Origin of the sequence: Massilia phyllostachyos (assembly GCF_021044825.1) — a bacterium.
GTDB classification, from domain to species: Bacteria; Pseudomonadota; Gammaproteobacteria; order Burkholderiales; family Burkholderiaceae_D; genus Telluria; species Telluria phyllostachyos.
Genome location: NZ_JAJNOC010000002.1, coordinates 483,777 through 502,648 on the forward strand (window position 1 = coordinate 483,777; position 18,872 = coordinate 502,648).

The 18,872-nt window shown below is 65.6% G+C and carries 16 protein-coding genes and 1 tRNA gene; 14 read left to right on the forward strand and 3 right to left on the reverse strand.

Annotated elements, in window-relative coordinates; all coding sequences use genetic code 11:
• The first annotated feature begins 127 nt into the window (after positions 1–127).
• The 12 genes from LQ564_RS09150 (at position 128) to LQ564_RS09205 (ending at position 12,600) form a co-directional block, all read left to right on the forward strand.
• The gene (locus LQ564_RS09150; RefSeq protein WP_231057793.1) at positions 128–1,084 is read left to right on the forward strand and encodes an IS1595 family transposase; all 957 of its coding nucleotides are present in this window, start codon (positions 128–130) and stop codon (positions 1,082–1,084) included.
• 99 nt (positions 1,085–1,183) lie between these two features.
• Positions 1,184–1,268: transfer RNA gene (locus LQ564_RS09155), tRNA-Leu, on the forward strand.
• Between the two features lie 112 nt (positions 1,269–1,380).
• Positions 1,381–2,172, forward strand: coding sequence for a hypothetical protein (locus LQ564_RS09160; protein WP_231057794.1), 792 nt, complete (start codon positions 1,381–1,383; stop codon positions 2,170–2,172).
• 30 nt (positions 2,173–2,202) lie between these two features.
• A complete protein-coding gene (locus LQ564_RS09165; protein WP_231057795.1) occupies positions 2,203–4,422 on the forward strand; it encodes a penicillin acylase family protein in 2,220 nt (739 codons plus the stop codon).
• Between the two features lie 91 nt (positions 4,423–4,513).
• Positions 4,514–5,065, forward strand: a complete 552-nt coding sequence (locus LQ564_RS09170) for a thymidine kinase (protein ID WP_231057796.1) — start codon at positions 4,514–4,516, stop codon at positions 5,063–5,065.
• 6 nt (positions 5,066–5,071) lie between these two features.
• Positions 5,072–5,638 carry a hypothetical protein gene (locus LQ564_RS09175; protein WP_231057797.1) on the forward strand — a complete coding sequence of 189 codons (567 nt, stop codon included), beginning with the start codon at positions 5,072–5,074 and terminating at the stop codon, positions 5,636–5,638.
• Positions 5,639–5,809: 171 nt separating this feature from the next.
• Entirely contained in the window at positions 5,810–8,095 is a 2,286-nt protein-coding gene (locus LQ564_RS09180) for a carboxy terminal-processing peptidase (RefSeq protein WP_231057798.1), read from the forward strand.
• Between the two features lie 299 nt (positions 8,096–8,394).
• Positions 8,395–9,216 carry a PEP-CTERM sorting domain-containing protein gene (locus tag LQ564_RS09185; RefSeq protein WP_231057799.1) on the forward strand — a complete coding sequence of 274 codons (822 nt, stop codon included), beginning with the start codon at positions 8,395–8,397 and terminating at the stop codon, positions 9,214–9,216.
• 122 nt (positions 9,217–9,338) lie between these two features.
• Complete coding sequence (locus tag LQ564_RS09190; RefSeq protein ID WP_231057800.1) at positions 9,339–10,529, forward strand: acyl-CoA dehydrogenase family protein; 1,191 nt, start codon at positions 9,339–9,341, stop codon at positions 10,527–10,529.
• 10 nt (positions 10,530–10,539) lie between these two features.
• The gene (locus tag LQ564_RS09195) at positions 10,540–11,679 is read left to right on the forward strand and encodes an acyl-CoA dehydrogenase family protein (RefSeq protein ID WP_231057801.1); all 1,140 of its coding nucleotides are present in this window, start codon (positions 10,540–10,542) and stop codon (positions 11,677–11,679) included.
• The gene (locus tag LQ564_RS09200) at positions 11,676–12,152 is read left to right on the forward strand and encodes a MaoC family dehydratase (RefSeq protein ID WP_231057802.1); all 477 of its coding nucleotides are present in this window, start codon (positions 11,676–11,678) and stop codon (positions 12,150–12,152) included. Before LQ564_RS09195 ends, LQ564_RS09200 begins: the two co-directional genes overlap by 4 nt.
• Positions 12,145–12,600, forward strand: a complete 456-nt coding sequence (locus tag LQ564_RS09205) for a MaoC family dehydratase (protein ID WP_231057803.1) — start codon at positions 12,145–12,147, stop codon at positions 12,598–12,600. The genes LQ564_RS09200 and LQ564_RS09205 overlap by 8 nt, the downstream gene beginning before the upstream one ends.
• Before the next feature lie 52 nt (positions 12,601–12,652).
• Here the strand turns inward: LQ564_RS09205 and LQ564_RS09210 are convergent, their stop codons facing one another.
• The 3 genes from LQ564_RS09210 to LQ564_RS09220 form a co-directional block, all read right to left on the reverse strand.
• On the reverse strand, positions 12,653–13,885 hold the full coding sequence (locus LQ564_RS09210) for an acyl-CoA dehydrogenase family protein (protein WP_231057804.1): 1,233 nt from the start codon (positions 13,883–13,885) through the stop codon (positions 12,653–12,655).
• Between the two features lie 24 nt (positions 13,886–13,909).
• Positions 13,910–14,974, reverse strand: coding sequence for a phosphotransferase (locus LQ564_RS09215; RefSeq protein WP_231057805.1), 1,065 nt, complete (start codon positions 14,972–14,974; stop codon positions 13,910–13,912).
• An 85-nt stretch (positions 14,975–15,059) separates the two neighbouring features.
• Entirely contained in the window at positions 15,060–15,761 is a 702-nt protein-coding gene (locus LQ564_RS09220; RefSeq protein ID WP_231057806.1) for a histidine phosphatase family protein, read from the reverse strand.
• 165 nt (positions 15,762–15,926) lie between these two features.
• Between LQ564_RS09220 and LQ564_RS09225 the strand changes: the two genes are divergently transcribed.
• Positions 15,927–17,630 carry a GspE/PulE family protein gene (locus tag LQ564_RS09225; protein ID WP_231057807.1) on the forward strand — a complete coding sequence of 568 codons (1,704 nt, stop codon included), beginning with the start codon at positions 15,927–15,929 and terminating at the stop codon, positions 17,628–17,630.
• A complete protein-coding gene (locus tag LQ564_RS09230; protein WP_231057808.1) occupies positions 17,630–18,871 on the forward strand; it encodes a type II secretion system F family protein in 1,242 nt (413 codons plus the stop codon). Before LQ564_RS09225 ends, LQ564_RS09230 begins: the two co-directional genes overlap by 1 nt.
• Position 18,872 lies beyond the last annotated feature (1 nt).

The following is an 18,872-nucleotide window of genomic DNA, read 5'->3' on the forward strand; positions in this document are numbered from 1 at the left end:
CTGAGTCTTCTGGCCGCTGTCCTCCGGGACAGCGGCATTTTTTTTGGCTGTGTTCGCGATCGTTGGGTGAACCAAGTCGCGTTGTCGGGGTCCTACGCATCGTCGAGTTAACTCATCTGGAGTGACGATGCAAGGCCCGCGCTTCGACGAATTGTTTGCTTTTCTGACCGCCGCGCCATTGTCCAGCGCCGATCTTGCCCGGCTGCGCGACTGGCTCGACAGCATCCGCGACCCGGCCGAGTGCCTGGCGCTCATCGAAGCGGCCGCGGCAGGTCGGCCGTGTCCACATTGTGCTTGCGCGCGTTTGCACCGCTCCGGCTTCGCCAGCGGCCTGCAGCGTTATCGCTGCCTGGGTTGTCGCCGCTCCTTCAATGCGCTGACCGGCACGCCGCTGGCCCGGCTGCGCAAGCGCGAGTGCTGGCTACCTTATATCAAGTGCTTGCTGGAATCACGCACCGTGCGCGACGCGGCGCTCGCGACCGGCGTGCATCGCACAACGAGTTTTCGCTGGCGCCACCGATTCGCGCCAGGCGCCGCCCGGCACCGGCCCGCCACATTGACGGGCATCATAGAGGCCGACGAAACCTACAGACTGGAATCGCAGAAGGGTTCGCGCACCTTGTCGCGCCCGCCGCGCAAGCGTGGTGGCGCGGCCCGGCGGCGCGGCATCAACCGCGAGCACGATTGCCTGCTGGTGGCGCGTGACCGCATCGGCACGACGTTGGACTTTCATACCGGACGCGGTCCCGTGACCGCTGCGCAATTACATACCTGCCTGCAGTCGGTGCTGCCCGGCGACGGGCTGCTCATCAGCGATGGCGCTGCGGCCTATGTCCGGTTTGCCCTCGACGCCGGAATCATGCACGAATCCGTCAACGTACGGGCCGGGCGGCGCGCACGCGGTGCGATCCACATCCAGAACGTGAATGGCTGGCACAGCCGCTTCAAGAACTGGCTGGTGCGCTTCAAGGGCGTGGCCAGCCGCTACCTGGCGAATTATTCGGGGTGGCAGCGATTACTGGATGCGCAAGCGTTGCGTACACCAGCGCAGTGGCTATGTGCTGCGGTACGACAAGTTCAGTGAAGGCGGCTGCGAATCCATAATTAATGCGAACACAGCCTTTTTTCGTCATGCCCGACTGCTAACACCCCGACGGCGTGCCGTAGTACAATCTTCGCCGTCGCGGGCATGGCGAAATTGGTAGACGCATCAGACTTAAAATCTGCCGCCGTGAGGCGTGCCGGTTCGATTCCGGCTGCCCGCACCAGGATTTCCTGGTCGAGAAATCTTTTGGATGCTCATCCATTGGTCCTCCCTCCGGTATGGTGTAGCATGCCGGACTGCGGCTATTTTGTTGCCGCGGTAGTAAGAGGACACGAATGAACATTACCATCAACGACGAACTGCGCGCCTTCGTCGACCCGCTCACCGACATCGAATACGCGGCCCTGGAGCGCAGCCTGCTCGCCGAGGGCTGCCGCGATGCGCTGGTCTTGTGGCGCGACACCCTGATCGACGGTCATAACCGCTACGAAATCTGCCAGAAGCACGGCATTCCCTTCCGCACCGTCCACAACAATAACTTCGCGTCGATCGACGACGTGATGCTGTGGATGATCGACAACCACCTGGCCCGCCGCAGCGTGTCCGACTTCCAGCGCGGCCTGCTTGCGCTGAAGAAGAAGGAAATCATCACCACGCGCATGGCCGAGCAGATGGCCAAGGAGCCGCCGAAGCCGGAGGCCGACGACATGGATTCGCGTCCGCCGCCACCGTGGAATACCCGCGAGGAAGTGGCCAAGGCCGCGCGCGTGTCGGCCAACACCATCAGCCAGATCGAGCGCATCCAGAAGGCCGCGACGCCGGAGCTGCGTGAAGCCGTGCGTACCGGCACCATTTCGATCAATGCCGCGGCGAATGTGGCCCAGTTGTCGGAAGACGAGCAAAAGGCAGCCGTCGCCGGCGGCAAGAAGGAACTGCAGCAGGCCGCGCGCCAGGTGCGCGAGCAGAAGCAGGCCACCCGTCCCAAGAAGGAAGCCGCCCCGGTCGACCCGGAAGACGAGCGCGCCGCCCTGCGCGCCGAAGTCGCGAAGCTGAAGGACCGCGTGGCAACCCTGCTGACCGAAAACGAAGTCCTGAAGCAGAAGCTGGTGCACGCCGGCCTGGCATAAGACCATTACGAGAACAACAAGGAGACCCGCATGACGCTCGCCCGCCGCATCCTCCCGACCATCCTCGCCGCTGTCCTCGGCGCCGCCATGCCCGCCATGGCGCACGCCGAAGCCCCCGTGGCGACCCAGGCGCCGGGCAAGGCAGAATTGGCCCGCTGGAAAAAGACGGCGGAGCGGGTGACCATCATGCGCGACAAGTGGGGGATTCCCCACGTTTTCGGCAAGACCGACGCCGACGCTGTATTCGGCCTGCTGTACGCCCAGGCCGAGGATGACTTCAACCGCGTCGAGCTGAACTACATCAATGCGATGGGCCGCTTGGCCGAGGTCGAGGGCGAAAAGGAAATCTGGCGCGACCTGCGCATGAAGATGTACATCCAGCCGGCCGATATGCAGGCCAAGTATGCGGCCAGCCCGGCCTGGCTGAAGGAGCTGATGAACGCCTTCGCCGACGGCCTCAACTACTACCTGCACATCCACCCGGAAGTGAAGCCGAAGCTGCTGACCCGCTTCGAGCCCTGGATGGCGCTCAGCTTCAGCGAAGGCAGCATCGGCGGCGACATCGAGTCGATCGAGCTGAAGGACCTGGAACGTTTCTATGGCAAGAACACGCAGCTGGCGCTGGCCGGCCGCGACAAGGGCTTCGATGCCGAGCCGCGCGGCTCCAACGGCTTCGCCATCGCCCCGAAACTGTCGGCCTCGGGCAATGCGCTGCTCCTGATTAACCCGCACACCTCCTTCTACTTCCGTCCGGAAGTGCACATGGTGAGCGAGCAGGGCTTGAATGCCTACGGCGCCGTGACCTGGGGCCAGTTCTTTATCTACCAGGGCTTCAACGACAAGACCGGCTGGATGCACACCTCGGGCGGCGGCGACGTCATCGACGAGTACCTGGAAACCGTGGTCGAGCGCGACGGCAAGTTCTTCTACAAATACGGCAAGCAAGAGCGCCAGGTGACGGCCAAGCCGATCACCCTGCCGTACAAGACCCCGTCCGGCGCGATGGCCAGCAAGACCGTTACCGCCTACTTCACCCACCACGGCCCGATCGTGCGCGAGCTCGACGGCAAGTGGGTGGCCGTGAAGATGATGGACGAGCCACTGAAGGCGCTGACCCAGTCCTACAGCCGCACCAAGGCGCGCGACTACAACGCCTTCTACAAGGCCATGGAACTGCGCACCAATTCCTCGAACAACACGGTGTATGCGGATGCGAAGGGCAATATTGCCTACTTCCACGGCAACTTCATTCCGAAGCGCGATCCGAAGTTCGACTGGAACAAGCCGGTCGACGGCAGCAACCCGGCCACCGAATGGCAGGGGCTGCATGCGATCAAGGAAACCATCACCCTGTTCAACCCGGCCAGCGGCTATATCTCGAACACCAACAACTGGCCGTTCAGCGCGTCCGGCGCCAGCAGCCCGAAGCGTGAAGCCTGGCCGGAGTACATGTGGTCGCTGCCCGAGAACGCCCGCGGCCGCCACGCCGAGCGCGTGCTCAAGGACGCCAAGGGCTTCACCCTCGACAGCCTGATCGCCACCGCCTACGACAGCCACCTGACCGCCTTCGAGCCGCTGGTGCCGCAGCTGCTGAAGGACTACGACGCCTTGCCGGCGAGCGATCCGCGCAAGGCGCTGCTTGCCGAGCAGGTGCAACTGCTGCGCGGCTGGGACCTGCGCTTCGGCGTCAGCTCGGTGCCGACCTCGGTCGCGATCTACTGGGGCCAGGATATGGTCGCCAAGAACGCGCCGCGCGCCCGTGCGCAGGGCATGCCGGTGGTCGATTTCATCAGCAACAGCTTGAGCGCCGAGGAACGCCTGTCCTCGCTGCAGCGCGCCAGCGAGAAATTGACGGCCGACTTCGGTTCGTGGAAAACGCCGTGGGGCGAGATCAACCGCTTCCAGCGCATCAGCGGCGACATCGAGCAGCAGTACGACGACAGCAAGCCGAGCTGGCCGGTCGGCTTCGCCTCGGCCAACTGGGGTTCGCTGGCCTCGTTCGGCATGGTTGCCAAGCAAAAGACCAAGCGCATTTATGGCGACCGCGGCAACAGCTTCGTGGCTGTCGTCGAGTTCGGTCCGAAGGTCCGCGCCAAGAGTATCCTGGCCGGCGGCAACAGCAACAATCCGGCTTCGAAACACTTTGCCGACCAGGCCGAGATGTACAGCCGCGGCGAGTTCAAGGACGTGCTGTTCTACAAGGAAGACATCGAAAAGAACCTCGAGCGCAAATACCACCCGGGCATGTAAAAAATGGCCATGGCGGGATGCCGCCCACCTGCCAGGGACCGGATGCGCTTGTTATAATCCGGCAATTAACTTCGTTGTGCAGGGCAGGGCCGTGGCAAAACTCTATTTCAGGTATTCGGCGATGAACGCCGGCAAATCGACCTCGCTCTTGCAGGTGGCGCACAACTACGAAGAGCAGGGCCAGCAGGTCAAGCTGTACACGGCCGCGATCGACAACCGCTACGGCGTCGGCCTGATCACCTCGCGCCTCGGCCCGCAGCGCCAGGTCGACCTGTTCGACGCCGGCACCAACTTCCTCGCCGACGCGCCGCAAGTGGCTTGCATCCTGGTCGACGAGGCGCAATTCCTCACCACGCTCCAGGTGCAGCAGCTGCACCAGGTGGCGCAGGTGCGCGGCATCCCCGTGATCTGCTATGGCTTGCGCAGCGACTTCCGCGGCGAGCCTTTCCCGGGCTCGGCCTTCCTGCTGGCGCTGGCCGACGACATCGAGGAAATCAAGAACATCTGCACCTGCGGCAAGAAGGCGACCATGAACATCCGCGTCGACACCGAAGGCCGCCGCATCCGTGAAGGCGAGCAGGTCAGCATCGGCGGCAACGAGAGCTACCGCCAGGCCTGCGGCCGCTGCTTCTACGCGGTGTAAGCGACCATGCTGGCCGGCTGCACGACCTGGCTGCCGCCGGCTGCCTGCGCGGGCGGCGACATGCTCTTGTACCTGGTGCCGTCCGCCGCCCTGGCGCTGTTGCTGTGGATCGGTTCCGGCGCCCATCCCTTCTTTTTCGTCTTGACCGCGGCCGGCACGGTGTGCCACGAGCTGGCGCACTTTTCCGTCGGCTTGCTCACCAATGCCGAGCCGGTCGGCATGAGCATCTTCCCGCGCCGCATCAAGAAGCCGGGCAAGGGCCACAACTGGGAACTGGGTTCGGTCAGCTTCGCCAACCTGCGCTGGTACAACGCCGCGCCCGCCGCCCTGGCGCCGCTGCTGATCCTGCTGCTGCCGTTCGCGGTTGCGTGGTGGCGCACCCGGCATGGCTGGTTGTTCGAGCCGCTCGACCTGGCGCTCGCCTTCCTCATCGCCCCGCAATTCCTGTCGTTCTGGCCGTCGCCGGTCGACTGGCGCCTGGCGGCGCGCTCCTGGCCCTGGATTCCGATCGGGATCATTGTCCTCCTGGGCACCCTGTACGGCCGCCAGTTGCTGCTTCTTGCCAAAGGATGAACATGCGCGGCTTATGCCAGCCTTAAGCTTTGTAAGTATTCATCGGAAAAGCATACAAGCCGGCTCTGCCTCCCTGTGCCTTCCTGTAGAATGGCCCGCATAGGGCGTATTGTCCGGCAGCCCGCCGGATGCGCCAGGCAACAAGTGTTCCCCGTTTCGGAGAGACGACGCATGAAGAAACACCATCTGTTCATGGCCGCAATGGCCTTCGCCATGTCGGCCCACGTGGTCACCGCCCAGCCGGAAAAAGTCGCCGCCACGGCGCCCGTGAAAACGGTGGCTGCCGCGTCCACCCCGCTCCAGATGAAACCGCTCGCCGAGCAGACCCAGGCCGCCCTCTGGGCCTCGCGCGTCCTCGGCCGCTATCACTACAAGGCGACCCCGCTCGACGATGCGATGTCGGAGAAGATCTTCGACAATTACTTCGACAATCTAGACAGCGAGAAGCTGTATTTCGTCCAGGCCGATATTGACGGCTTCGCAGCGCTGCGCACCAAGATGGACGATGCGATCAACAACGAGAACCTGACGGCTCCGTTCGCGATCTACAACCTGTACCAGCAGCGCTTTACCGAGCGCATGAAGTACGCGCGCGAGCTGCTCAAGACCAAGCCCGACTTCACCCTCGACGAGTCGCTCGAGCTCGACCGCGAAAAGTCGCCGTGGGCGAAGAATGAGGACGAGATCCGCGAACTGTGGCGCAAGCGCGTCAAGAACGACTGGCTGCGCCTGAAGCTGGCCGGCAAGGATGAGAAAGCCATTCGCGACACGCTCGACAAGCGCTACGAGAACTACGTCACCCGCATCAAGAAGCTGAACAACGAAGACGTGTTCCAGATGTTCATGAACGCGTACGCCACCGCGATCGAGCCGCACACCAACTACCTGGGCCCGCGCTCGGCCGACAACTTCGACATCGCCATGCGCCTGTCGCTGGAAGGCATCGGCGCCGTGCTGCAGTCGCGCGACGAGTACACCGTGATCCGCGAGATCGTGCCGGGCAGCCCGGCGGCGCTGTCGGGCAAGCTGAAGGTCGGCGACAAGATCGTCGGCGTGGCCCAGGGCAGCGGTCCGTTCACCGACGTGCTCGGCTGGCGCATCGACGACGTCGTGCAGCTGGTGCGCGGCGAGAAGAACACCACCGTGCGCCTCGACGTGGTGCCGGGCGACGCCGGACAGGACGCCAAGCACGTCACCGTCTCCATGGTGCGCAAGAAGATCAGCATGGAAGAGCAGGCCGCCAAGAAGTCGATCATCGAAGTCAAGGATGGCGCCTTCAAGCGCCGCGTCGGCGTGATCTCGCTGCCGACCTTCTACCTCGACTTCGAAGGCCGCCGCCGCGGCGACAAGGATTACCGCAGCGCGACCCGCGACGTGGCCCGCATCCTCGGCGAGCTCAAGAAAGAGAAGGTCGACAATGTCCTGATCGACCTGCGCAACAACGGCGGCGGTTCGCTGACCGAGGCGATCGAACTGACCGGCCTGTTCATCGACAAGGGCCCGGTGGTGCAGCAGCGCGACGCGACCGGCCGCATCGAGGTCGAATCGGATACCCAGGCCGGCCTGTCCTGGGACGGCCCGATGGGTGTCCTGATCAATCGCGGCTCGGCTTCGGCTTCCGAAATCTTCGCCGCCGCGATCCAGGATTACGGCCGCGGCATCGTGATCGGCGAACCGAGCTTCGGCAAGGGCACGGTCCAGACCCTGATCGACCTCGACCGCTTCGCCCCGGGCGAAAAGGTGCGCTACGGCGAACTGAAGATGACCATCGCCCAGTTCTTCCGTATCAATGGCGGCACCACCCAGCTGCGCGGCGTGACGCCGGACATCAAGCTGCCGCAGTTGTCGGACATGGAAAGCTTCGGCGAATCGTCGTACAACAACGCGTTGCCCTGGGTCTCGATCAAGCCGGCCAGTTATACCGCGGCGGGCGACCTCAAGGAACTGATCGGTCCGCTGCAGCAGCGTCATGAGGCGCGCATCGCCAAGGACAAGGAGTTCCAGTTCCTGAAGGAAGACATCGACGAAGTCCTCAAGCTGCGCAAGGAAAATGCGATCTCGCTGAACGAAGCCGTGCGTCGCAAGGAGCGCGACACCCAGGACGCTCGCGCCAAGCTGCGTGAAGCGCGCCTGGCCGGCGCCAGCGGCACCGCCAGCGACGAGCCGGCGGCGGCCCCGGGCGGCAAGGAAGCGCGCGGCAAGGTGCCGGAGCCGACCAAGCCGGGCAAGACGGTGACCGCGGTGCGCGGCACCCCGCGCCAGGACGACGGCCTGCAATACGACGAGCGCGACCTGGCGTCGGAGATCGCGGCCGAGAAGGCGGCCAAGGATGCCAAGGACATCCTGCTGCAGGAAGCGGCCCACATCCTCGCCGACGAAGTGGCGATGCTGCGTACCGACACCCGCATGGCGTCGCGCGCCATGCCTTATATGGCGACACCGCGCGCCGGCAACTGATCCACGGGGCGCCGAGCGCGCCTGTCAGCCCACCATGGCCAGGTCTGCTATTGCAGCCTGGCCATTTTTATTGCATAAAGTACACACTCCGTATTGCATTTTTGATCATCTGGCTCTAAGGTAGAACTTGGCGCGCAGATAAAGGTATTGCCATAAGGATCATGATTCTGCGCAACTTTCCGGGAGTACAGACCTGCGCACGGTTGAGTTACACAAGAAGTTGTCTTTTTTTTACTTGTGTTAGGATAACTCTACGGTTGTAAGAACAACAATTTCACACCATCCAAGGAGTTTCTACCATGGCAATTCGTCACATCGCTGCCGCCGCACTGCTGGTCTGCGCAAGTGCTGCCCACGCTGATACCATCTCGGCCACTTCCGCGCCCTCGACCGGCTTTCTGAACAACTGGACCACGGGCAACGGCACCGATGTGCTGAGCTCGGGTGTCCTCGGCAACGGCAACCTGAACCTGGTTGGTGGCGTGTCCTACGGCAGCGCGGCGAAAGACAACAGCCTGACCGACATCCTGATGGGCAAGGCATCGGCCAGCATGGCCGAAGTCGACGGCAAGACCCAGCTGTTCTTCTCGCGCGGCGTCGAAGGCACCTACCTGCTGGCAGCCGGCAACGGCATCCTGGCCGCAACCCTCGGCGATGGCAAATCGGTGATCGGCACCGCCGACGGCGCCCTGATCCTGGATGGCGTCAACGGCAAGCCGGTCATGTCCGGCGGCGGCAATGCGCAGGGTGGCTCCGGCGGCTCGGGTGGCGGCAACACCGGCGGCTCAGGCGGCTCGAGCGGCTCGAGCGGTTCCAATGGTTCGACCGGTTCGAGTGGCTCCAACGGATCCACCGGCGCGACCGGCGCGAACGGTGCGAACGGTTCCAACGGTTCGAACGGCAGCGCCGGCCAGAATGGCTCGGACGGCAGCGAGACCGGCAATCCGGTCGCCGGCGACATCACCAACCCGGGTGGCGGGACCGGTGTCGGCGGCGGCGCAGGCCAGCTCCCGACCCAGGACGCGGTCGACCCGTCCGAAGTCCCGGAACCGTCGAGCATCGCGCTGATGCTGGCCGGCATGCTGGGTGCTGGTGCACTCTCGCGCCGCCGCAGCCGCTGATCAATATGACGGGCGGCGCCGTCCGCCCGTGCCGGTGATTTCCGGCTTGGCAGCACTTTCAATTCCTGTACAATCCTTGTGAACGGTCGTGCTTTTATGGCGGCCCATCACAAGGAGACGACATGGACCTGCGCTATTCGAGCGCGGACCTGGCCTTTCGCGACCAGGTCCGCGCCTTCCTCGATTCCCATCTGCCCCAGGACTTGCGCGCCAAGGTGCTCGGCCACCTGCGCCTGAGCAAGGACGACTTCGTCCGCTGGCACCGCATCCTGGCGCAGCAAGGCTGGGTCGCGCCCGGCTGGCCGGCCGAATTCGGCGGCCCCGGCTGGACGCCGGTGCAGCGCCACATCTTCGAGGAAGAGTGCGCCCGCGCCGGGACGCCGCGCGTCATGCCCTTCGGGATCGACATGGTGGCGCCGGTGATCATGGCCTTCGGCTCGCAGGAGCAGAAGGAATATTTCCTGCCGCGCATCCTGTCCTGCGAAGACTGGTGGTGCCAGGGCTACTCGGAACCGGGCGCGGGCTCCGACCTGGCGTCGCTCAAGACCACCGCCGTCCGCGATGGCGACCACTATGTCGTCAACGGCCAGAAAACCTGGACCACGTTGGCGCAGCACGCCGACATGATCTTCTGCCTGGTGCGCACCGACAGCGCGGTGCGCAAGCAGGAGGGCATTTCCTTCCTCCTGGTCGACATGCATGCGCCCGGCGTCACCGTGCGGCCGATCATCATGCTCGATGAGGACCACGAGGTGAACGAAGTCTTTTTCGACAACGTCCGGGTACCCGTCGCCAACCTGGTGGGCCAGGAAAACCGCGGCTGGACCTATGCCAAGTACCTGCTCGGCCACGAACGCACCGGCATTGCCGCGGTCGGGCGCAGCAAGCGCGAGCTGCATTTTCTCAAACGCCTGGCGCGGCGCGAGCAGAGGAACGGCCGGCCCTTGCTGGAAGACCCGCTGTTCGCCGCCAAGGTCGCCGACCTCGAGATCGAGCTGATGGCGCTCGAGACGACGGTGCTGCGGGTGCTGGCGCAGGCCGGCAAGGCGCCGGGGCCGGAAGCCTCGCTGCTGAAGGTGCGCGGCACCGACATCCAGCAGACCCTCACCGAACTGATGCTGGAAGCGGCGGGCCCGATGGCGCTGCCCTTCGATCCGGCCTTCCTCGAGGGCGAGGCCGAGCACAGCGTCGCGGACGACGACATGGCCGCGCCGCTCGCCGCACACTACTTCAATTATCGCAAGACCTCCATCTATGGAGGTTCGAACGAGATCCAGCGCAACATCATCACCCAGATGATCCTGGGCCTGTGAGGAGCACACGATGAACTTCGACTATACGGAAGAACAGGGGGCGTTCGCGGATGCGCTCCGGCGCTGGATCGGACGCGACTACGGGGTCGAGCAGCGCCGCGCCATCGTCCAATCGGAAACGGGCGTTTCGGCCGCCGCGTGGGCGACGCTGGTGGAACTGGGCATGACAGCCTTGCCCGTGCCGGAAGCGCAGGGCGGCTTCGATGGCGGCGCGGTCGACCTGTTCGTCGTGATGCGCGAACTCGGCCGCGGCCTGGTGGTCGAACCGTATTTCGCCACCGTGCTCGGCGCCCGCTTCCTGGCGCTGGGTGGCGCGCATCCGGAGTTGCTGGAGCGGGTGGCGGCGGGCGACCTGACACTGGCGTGCGCGCTGGGCGAGCGCCAGTCGCGCCATGAGCTGCGCGATATTGCGACCCGCGCGGAAAGGAGCAGCACGGGCTGGCGCCTGAGCGGCGAAAAGAAGGCCGTGCTGCACGGGGCCGCGGCGAACGTCCTGATCGTGTCGGCGCGCAGCAGCGCAGAGCAGCGCGATGCAGCGGGCATCAGCCTGTTCGCGGTGCCGCTCGACACGCCGGGCGTGACGGTCACCGGCTACCGCACCCTGGACGGCCTGCGTGCCGCCGACGTGCGCTTCGACGGCGTGGAGCTGCCGTCGAGCGCCCTGATCGGCGGAGCGGACGCCGGATGGGACATCCTCGAGGCCGGCGCGGACTATGGCGCCGGCCTGCTGTGCGCGGAGGCGCTGGGCGCGATGGAGGCGCTGTTCGATACGACCCTCGACTACCTCAAGACGCGCCAGCAGTTCGGCGTCCCGATCGGCAAGTTCCAGGCCCTGCAGCACCGCATGGCCGATATGTATATCCACCTGGAGCAGGCCCGTTCGATGGCGCTGCTGGCCGCCGTCACGCTCGACGAGGACGATGCCGACGAGCGCCGGCGTGTGGTGTCGGCCGCCAAGTACCGCGTGGGGCAGGCCGCGCGCTTCATCGGCCAGCAGGCGGTGCAGCTGCACGGCGGCATGGGCGTCACCGACGAATTGGCGGCAAGCCATTACTTCAAGCGCCTGTCGATGATCGAGCTGACCCTGGGCGACCGCGACCACCACCTGGCGCGCTTCATCGCCCGGCCGGGCTTCCAGGAGGCCGCATGAGCGACGGGCGCACATACCGGTACTTCGAGGATTTCCACGTCGGCCAGGAGATCGACCTGGGCGAGCGCAGCGTGAGCGAGGACGAGATCATTGCCTTCGCGCGCGCATTCGACCCGCAGCCCTTCCACGTCGACCGCGCGGCGGCCGGCGCCTCGATCTACGGCGGCGTGATCGCCAGCGGCTGGCACACCTGCAGCATGATGATGCGCATGGTGGTCGACGGCCTGATGTGCGACGCCTCGAGCATGGGCTCGCCCGGCCTGGACGGCGTGCGCTGGCTGAAACCGCTGCGCGCCGGCGACACCCTCAAGGTCCGCTATCTGACCACGCGGGTCAAGGCCTCGGCGTCGAAGCCGGACCGCGGCGTGGTGTGGTCGAAGTGGGTGGGCAGCAACCAGCACGGCGAGGACGTCTGCACCATCGAGGGCATGGGCATGTTCGGCCGCCGTCCCGCGGGAGGCGCCGATGCCTGAGCACCTTCGATTCGACAGCCTGCCCGCGCTGGTCGGGCACGAGCTCGGCGTCTCCGACTGGTTCCTGGTGGACCAGGGCCGCGTCAACGGTTTCGCCGAGGCGACCGAGGACCGCCAGTGGATCCACGTCGATCCCGAGCGCTGCGCCCGCGAATCGCCCTTCGGGGCGCCGGTCGCGCACGGCTTCCTGACGCTGTCGCTGCTGCCGGCCATGCTGGAGAGCGCGATCCGCATCGAGGGCATGCGCATGGGCCTGAACTATGGCCTGAACAAGGTGCGCTTCCCGGCGCCGCTGCCGGTGGGCAGCCGGGTGCGCGGGCGCTGGCTGCTGGCGGCGGCCGAGCCGATCGCGGGCGGCGTCCAGCTCAGCTGGGCGGTGACGGTGGAGAGCGAAGGCGGCGCCAAACCCGTCTGCGCCGCCGAGTTCCTGGTCCGCGCCTACGCCTGAACCTGTCAGGGGTGGATGGCGGGGCGCCGCGCAAGCTACGGCGCCGCGCCGGTCAAGTGGTGCGCTGCGCGTACTTCGCCAACTCCAGCTTGGCGATCGCATTCCGGTGCACCTCGTCCGGCCCGTCCGCCAGCCTCAGGGTGCGGTTGCCCGCCCACTGGTAAGCCAGCGGGAACTCCTCCGACACACCCGCCGCGCCGTGGGCCTGGATCGCCCAGTCCAGCACATCCTGTGCCACGTTCGGCGCCAGCACCTTGATCATCGCGATCTCGGCCTGGGCGTGCTTGTTGCCGACCGTGTCCATCATGTAGGCGGTCTTCAGGGTCAGCAGGCGCGCGGTGTCGATGCGGATGCGGGCTTCGGCGATACGCTCACGCCACACGCCCTGTTCCGAAATCCTGCGGCCGAAGGCGACCCGGCTGTCGAGGCGCCGGCACATGAGTTCCAGCGCGCGTTCGGCCACGCCGATGGCGCGCATGCAGTGGTGGATGCGGCCCGGCCCCAGGCGGCCCTGGGCGATCTCGAAGCCGCGGCCTTCGCCCAGCAGCAGGTTGGCGGCCGGCACCCGCACGTTCTCGAACAGGATTTCGCAGTGGCCATGCGGCGCGTCGTCGTAGCCGAACACCGGCAGCGGGCGCACGATGGTGATGCCGGGCGTGTCGGCGGGCACCACGATCATCGACTGCTGCTGGTGGCGCGCGGCTTGCGGGTCGGTCTTGCCCATCACGATGAAGACCTTGCAGCGCGGATCGCCCGCACCCGAGATCCACCATTTGTGGCCGTTGATGACGTAGTCGTCGCCGTCACGCTCGATGCGGGTGGCGATATTGGTCGCGTCCGACGAGGCCACGTCCGGCTCCGTCATCGCGAAGGCCGAGCGGATCTCGCCGCGCAGCAGCGGCTCGAGCCAGGTCGTTTTTATTTCCTCGGAAGCGTAGCGCTCCAGGGTTTCCATATTCCCCGTGTCCGGCGCCGAACAGTTGAACACCTCGGGCGCCCAGGGCACGCGGCCCATGATCTCGCACAGCGGCGCGTAATCCAGGTTCGACAGCCCTTCGGGTGCGCGCTGCGACTTCGGCAAGAACAGATTCCACAGCCCGGCCTCGCGCGCCAGGGGTTTCAACCGTTCGATCAGCTCCAGTGGCAGCCAGCGCGTGCCCCTGTCGCGCGCATTGGCCGCGATTTCTTCCGTAAAGCCGCGTTCGTTGGGATAGATGTGTTCTTCCATGAAGGCGAGCAGGCGCGCCTGCAGCTCCTGGCAGCGCTCCGAGTAAGCGAATTCCATGTGCGTCTCCTTGATTGTGCGGGCTCAGCGGCTGCGCGAGGCGAAGCCCCAGGCCATTTCGGCCATCGGGCGCGCCGCCTTGCCGTTCTCCAGGGCCTGGGCGCTGGCGGCGGTGCCGTCGACATAGCGCTTCATGATCCCCTGCATGATGCCGGCCAGGCGGAACATGTTATAGGCAAGATAAAAATCGAAGTCCTCGGCGCGGATCGTCTTGCCGGTGCGCTCGCAGTAGCGCGCCACGTACGCGTCCATCGAGGGGATGCCCAGCGCGGCCAGGTCCAGGCCGGCAATGCCGCGGAACCGCCCCGGCGGGATGTGCCAGCTCATGCAGTGATAGGAAAAGTCGGCGGCCGGATGGCCCAGGGTCGACAGCTCCCAGTCCAGCACCGCCAGGATGCGCGGCTCGGTCGGATGGAAGATCATGTTGTCGAGACGGTAGTCGCCATGCACGATGCTGGTATCGTCACCCGGCGGAATGTGCTGCGGCAGCCACGCGATCAGCCGGTCCATCGCCTCGATCGGTTCCGTCACCGAGGCCTGGTACTGCTTGGTCCAGCGCTCGATCTGGCGCGCGAAATAATTCCCCGGCTTGCCATAGTCGCCCAGGCCGATGGCCGCGTAATCGACCGTGTGCAACTGCGCGATCACGCGGTTCTGCTCGTCGTAAATGGCGGCGCGTTCCTTGGGCGTCATGCCGGGAAGCGACTGGTCCCACAACACCCGGCCTTCGATGAACTCCATCAGGAAGAAGGCGCGGCCGATGATGGACTCGTCCAGGCACAGGGCCAATTGTCGCGGCACCGGGAAGCCGGCCCCGTGCAGCGCATTCATGACGCGGTATTCGCGGTCGATGGCGTGGGCCGAGGGCAGCAATTTCGCAGCCGGACCGGGCTTGGTGCGCAGCACGTAGCGCCGCTCGCCGCTCGTCAGCTTGAAGGTCGGATTCGACTGGCCGCCCTTGAACTGCTCGACCGCGATCGGGCCGCCCGGAAAGCCGTCCACATTGGCGGACAGCCAGGCGCCCACCGCGTCGACGTCGAAGCGCTGGCGCTCGGACACCGGCTTGGTGCCCATCATTTCCTCGTACATGGGATCTCCGTTCTTGTGGTTGTTCTTCATTCTAGCCCGACCCCGCACAAAAATGTACGGACGTGCTATTTTCGGACGCAAAAAATCAGCGCCCGCGGCGGTATTGCTCGAACAACTGCTCCATGGTCGTGGTACGCGCGCCGGGCTGCAGTGGGGCAGGGGGGAGGTGGTTGACGAAGCGGACCACCCAGTCCAGCGGCTGCGCGCCGACGTCGAGCGCGTTGATGCAGCCGGCCGCCTGCGACAGGCCGCCCAGGAACAGGCGCTGCCCGGTCAGCGCAAGCGACAGGATCGCGCAGTTGACGCCGCCGTGCAGGACCAGCAGCACCGTGTCCCAATCGTTTTGCGCGCGCAGGCGGTCGATCGCGGGATGGACCCGGTCCATCATCTCGCCGACCGATTCGCCGCCCAGGAAGCGCTGGTCTTCCCCGACCATGCCCTCGAAGGCGCCGGTGAAGGCGCGCCGCAGTTCGTGCGCCGGGATGCTGGACAGGCGTCCGCCGCGGATTTCGTGCAGCTCCGGCCACACTTCCGGCGCGATGGCCTGGCCGCTGGCCGCCAGCACGCGCTGCGCCGTCTCGACGGTACGCGGCAGGCCGGAGACGATGACGCGGTCGAAGCGCAGGCCGGCTTCGCGGAAGGCATGTCCAGCCGCATCGGCCTGGGCGCGGCCGTCTTCGTTCAGCGGAACGGTCTCGGGCAGGAAGGGTTTGCCGGTCTCGTCGAAGTAAGTGACGCTACCGTGCCGCATCAGGTAGATGCGGCGGCGCCGTGCTGGTTCGCTCATCTGGGTCCGTGGTTGAAGGCTGAGACTTGCTCATCTTACACCGCGATGCCATTTCGTCGAGGCGAAAGGGAGACACTTTGCCCACAAGCAGCTAATTCCTACCGTCAACTTCGACATGTTCTGGCATAAAATATTCGCTGCAATATATAACGATAAGGGATGTCCATGGCAAGGCCGGAAAAAATTCGCCTCGGCGAGGTGCTGATCTCGCAAAAGTTGCTGTCGGAAGAGCAGCTGAACCAGGCGCTGGCGGACCAGAAGCGCACCGGGCGCAAGCTGGGCCGCGTGTTCGTCGAGAACGGCTTCGTCACCGAGGAGCAGATCTCGGGCGCGCTGGCGCGCCAGCTGAACATCCCCTACATCACTCTCAAGTTCTACAACATTAACGCCGACCTGGTGCGCCTGCTGCCGGAAACGGCCGCGCGCCGCTTCCGCGCGCTGGTGCTGGAAGACCGCCGCGAGACCATGCTGGTCGGCGTGTCCGACCCGACCGACCTGTTCGCCTACGACGAAATCGCGCGCCTGCTGAAGAAGGGCGTGGAGCTCGCGGTGGTCAACGAGACCGAAGTCCTGGCCGCGATCGACCGCATCTACCGCCGCACCGAGCAGATCACCGACTTCGCGCGCGAGGTCGAGCAGGACCTGGGCGACACCTCGATCGACTTCGGCGCCCTGGCCGCCAATCCGGGCCTGGAAGAGGCGCCGATCGTCAAGCTGCTGCAGTCGGTGTTCGATGACGCGGCCCAAGTGCGCGCGTCCGACATCCACATCGAGCCGCAGGACGGCCGCCTGGCGATCCGCTTCCGCATCGACGGCGTGCTGCACCTGCAGACCGAGGCCGACATCAAGGTCGCGACGCCCCTGGCGCTGCGCCTGAAGCTCATGGCCGACCTCGACATTTCCGAAAAGCGCCTGCCGCAGGACGGCCGCTTCGCGGTAAAAGTGCGCAACCAGCGCATCGACGTGCGTATCTCGACCATGCCGACCCAGTACGGCGAATCGGTCGTCATGCGTCTGCTGAGCCAGGTCGGCATGAACCTGCGGCTGGATGCGATCGGCATGCCGCCGCGCATCGTCGAGCGCTTCCGTGCCATCGTCCAGCGTCCCAACGGCCTGGTGCTGGTGACCGGCCCCACGGGTAGCGGCAAGACCACCACCCTGTACAGCGCCCTGTCGGAACTGAACTCGGTCGAGAAGAAGCTGATCACGGTCGAGGACCCGGTCGAATACCGCCTGCCCGGCATCAACCAGGTGCAGGTCAACGACAAGATCGAGCTGAGTTTCGCGCGCGTGCTGCGCTCCGCGCTGCGCCAGGACCCGGACATCGTGCTGGTCGGCGAGATGCGCGACCAGGAAACCGCCCAGATCGGCCTGCGCGCCGCCATGACCGGTCACTTGGTCCTGTCGACCCTGCACACCAATTCCGCCGCTTCCACTCCGCTGCGCCTGATGGACATGGGCGTGCCGCGCTATATGGTGGGCGGCTCGCTGCAGGCCGTGCTGGCCCAGCGCCTGGTGCGCGTGATCTGCGAGAGCTGCACCACGCCCTACCGTCCGACCCCGGCCGAACTGACCTGGGTGCTGCAGGAAATGGGCGAGCGCGCCGTCTCGACCCAGTTCTTCCACGGGAAGGGCTGCTCGCACTGCAACGGCACCGGCTACCGCGGCCGCACCGGTGTCTACGAACTGCTCGAGATGACGCGCGCCGTCACCGAGGCGGCGAACCACCCGGACCCCTCGCACTTCCTGAAGGTCGCGCACGCCGAGATGGAAGGCGAGACCCTGCGCCGCCATGGCGTCGGCCTGGCCGTGCAGGGCCGCACGACCATCTCCGAAGCCATGCGCATCAGTAACCAGATCGACGACTGATGCCTTACTTTGCCTACAAGGCGCGCAACGCGCGCGGCGAGCTGCTCAGCGGTGTGCTGGAAGGCGCCGACAGCAACGCCATCGCCGACCAGCTGTTCGGCAGCGGCGCCACGCCCATCGAGATCAACCCCAGCAAGAAGGGCCCGGCGTCGAAGGACGGCGACGAAGGCCTGTGGGCGCGCCTGACCCGCAAGAAAGTCACCTCGATGGACGTGCAGCTGTTCAGCCGCCAGATCTACACCCTGCTCAAGTCCGGCGTGCCGATCATGCGCGGCCTGGCGGGCCTGCAGGAGTCGGCGATCAACAAGTCCTTCGCCAAGGTGATCAAGGACCTGCGCGAATCGCTCGACTCCGGCCGCGAACTCTCGACCGCGATGGCGCGCCATCCGCTGGTGTTCAACACCTTCTACCTGTCGATGGTGCGGGTCGGCGAGATGACCGGCCGCCTGGAAGAAGTCTTCCTGCGCCTGTTCGACCACCTCGAGTTCGACCGCGACATGCGCGACCGGGTCAAGGCCGCGCTGCGCTATCCGAGCTTCGTCATCATCGCCATGATCATCGCGATGGTGATCGTGAACATCTTCGTGATCCCGAGTTTCAGCACGGTGTTCAAGCAGTTCGGCGCCGAGTTGCCCCTGATGACCCGGATCCTGATCGGGACCTCGAAGTTCACGGTCGATTACTGGCCGCTGATGGCCGGCGCCGTGCTTGCCGCCGTCGCCGTCTTTATCCAGTGGACCGGCACGGTCAAGGGGCGGCTGGCGTGGGACCGCTACAAGCTGCGCCTGCCGATCGCCGGCAAGATCATCCATAAAGCCACCATGGCGCGCTTCGCGCGCAGCTTCTCGCTGTCGATGCGCAGCGGCGTGCCGATCGTGCAGGCGCTGACCGTGGTCTCGCAGACCGCCGACAATGCCTACCTGAGCATGCGCATCGAGCAGATGCGCGACGGCGTCGAGCGCGGCGAGAGCATCCTGCGCACCTCGACCGCGGCCAATGTGTTTACGCCGGTGGTGCTGCAGATGATCGCGGTGGGCGAGGAGACCGGGTCGATCGACGAGCTGATGGACGAGATCGCGCAGATGTACGAGCGCGAAGTCGATTACGAGCTGAAGACGCTGTCGAGCCAGATCGAGCCGATCCTGATCACGTTCCTTGGTGTGATGGTGCTGATCCTGGCGCTCGGCATCTTCCTGCCGATCTGGGACCTGGGCAAGGCCGCCCTGCACGGAGGCAAGTGAG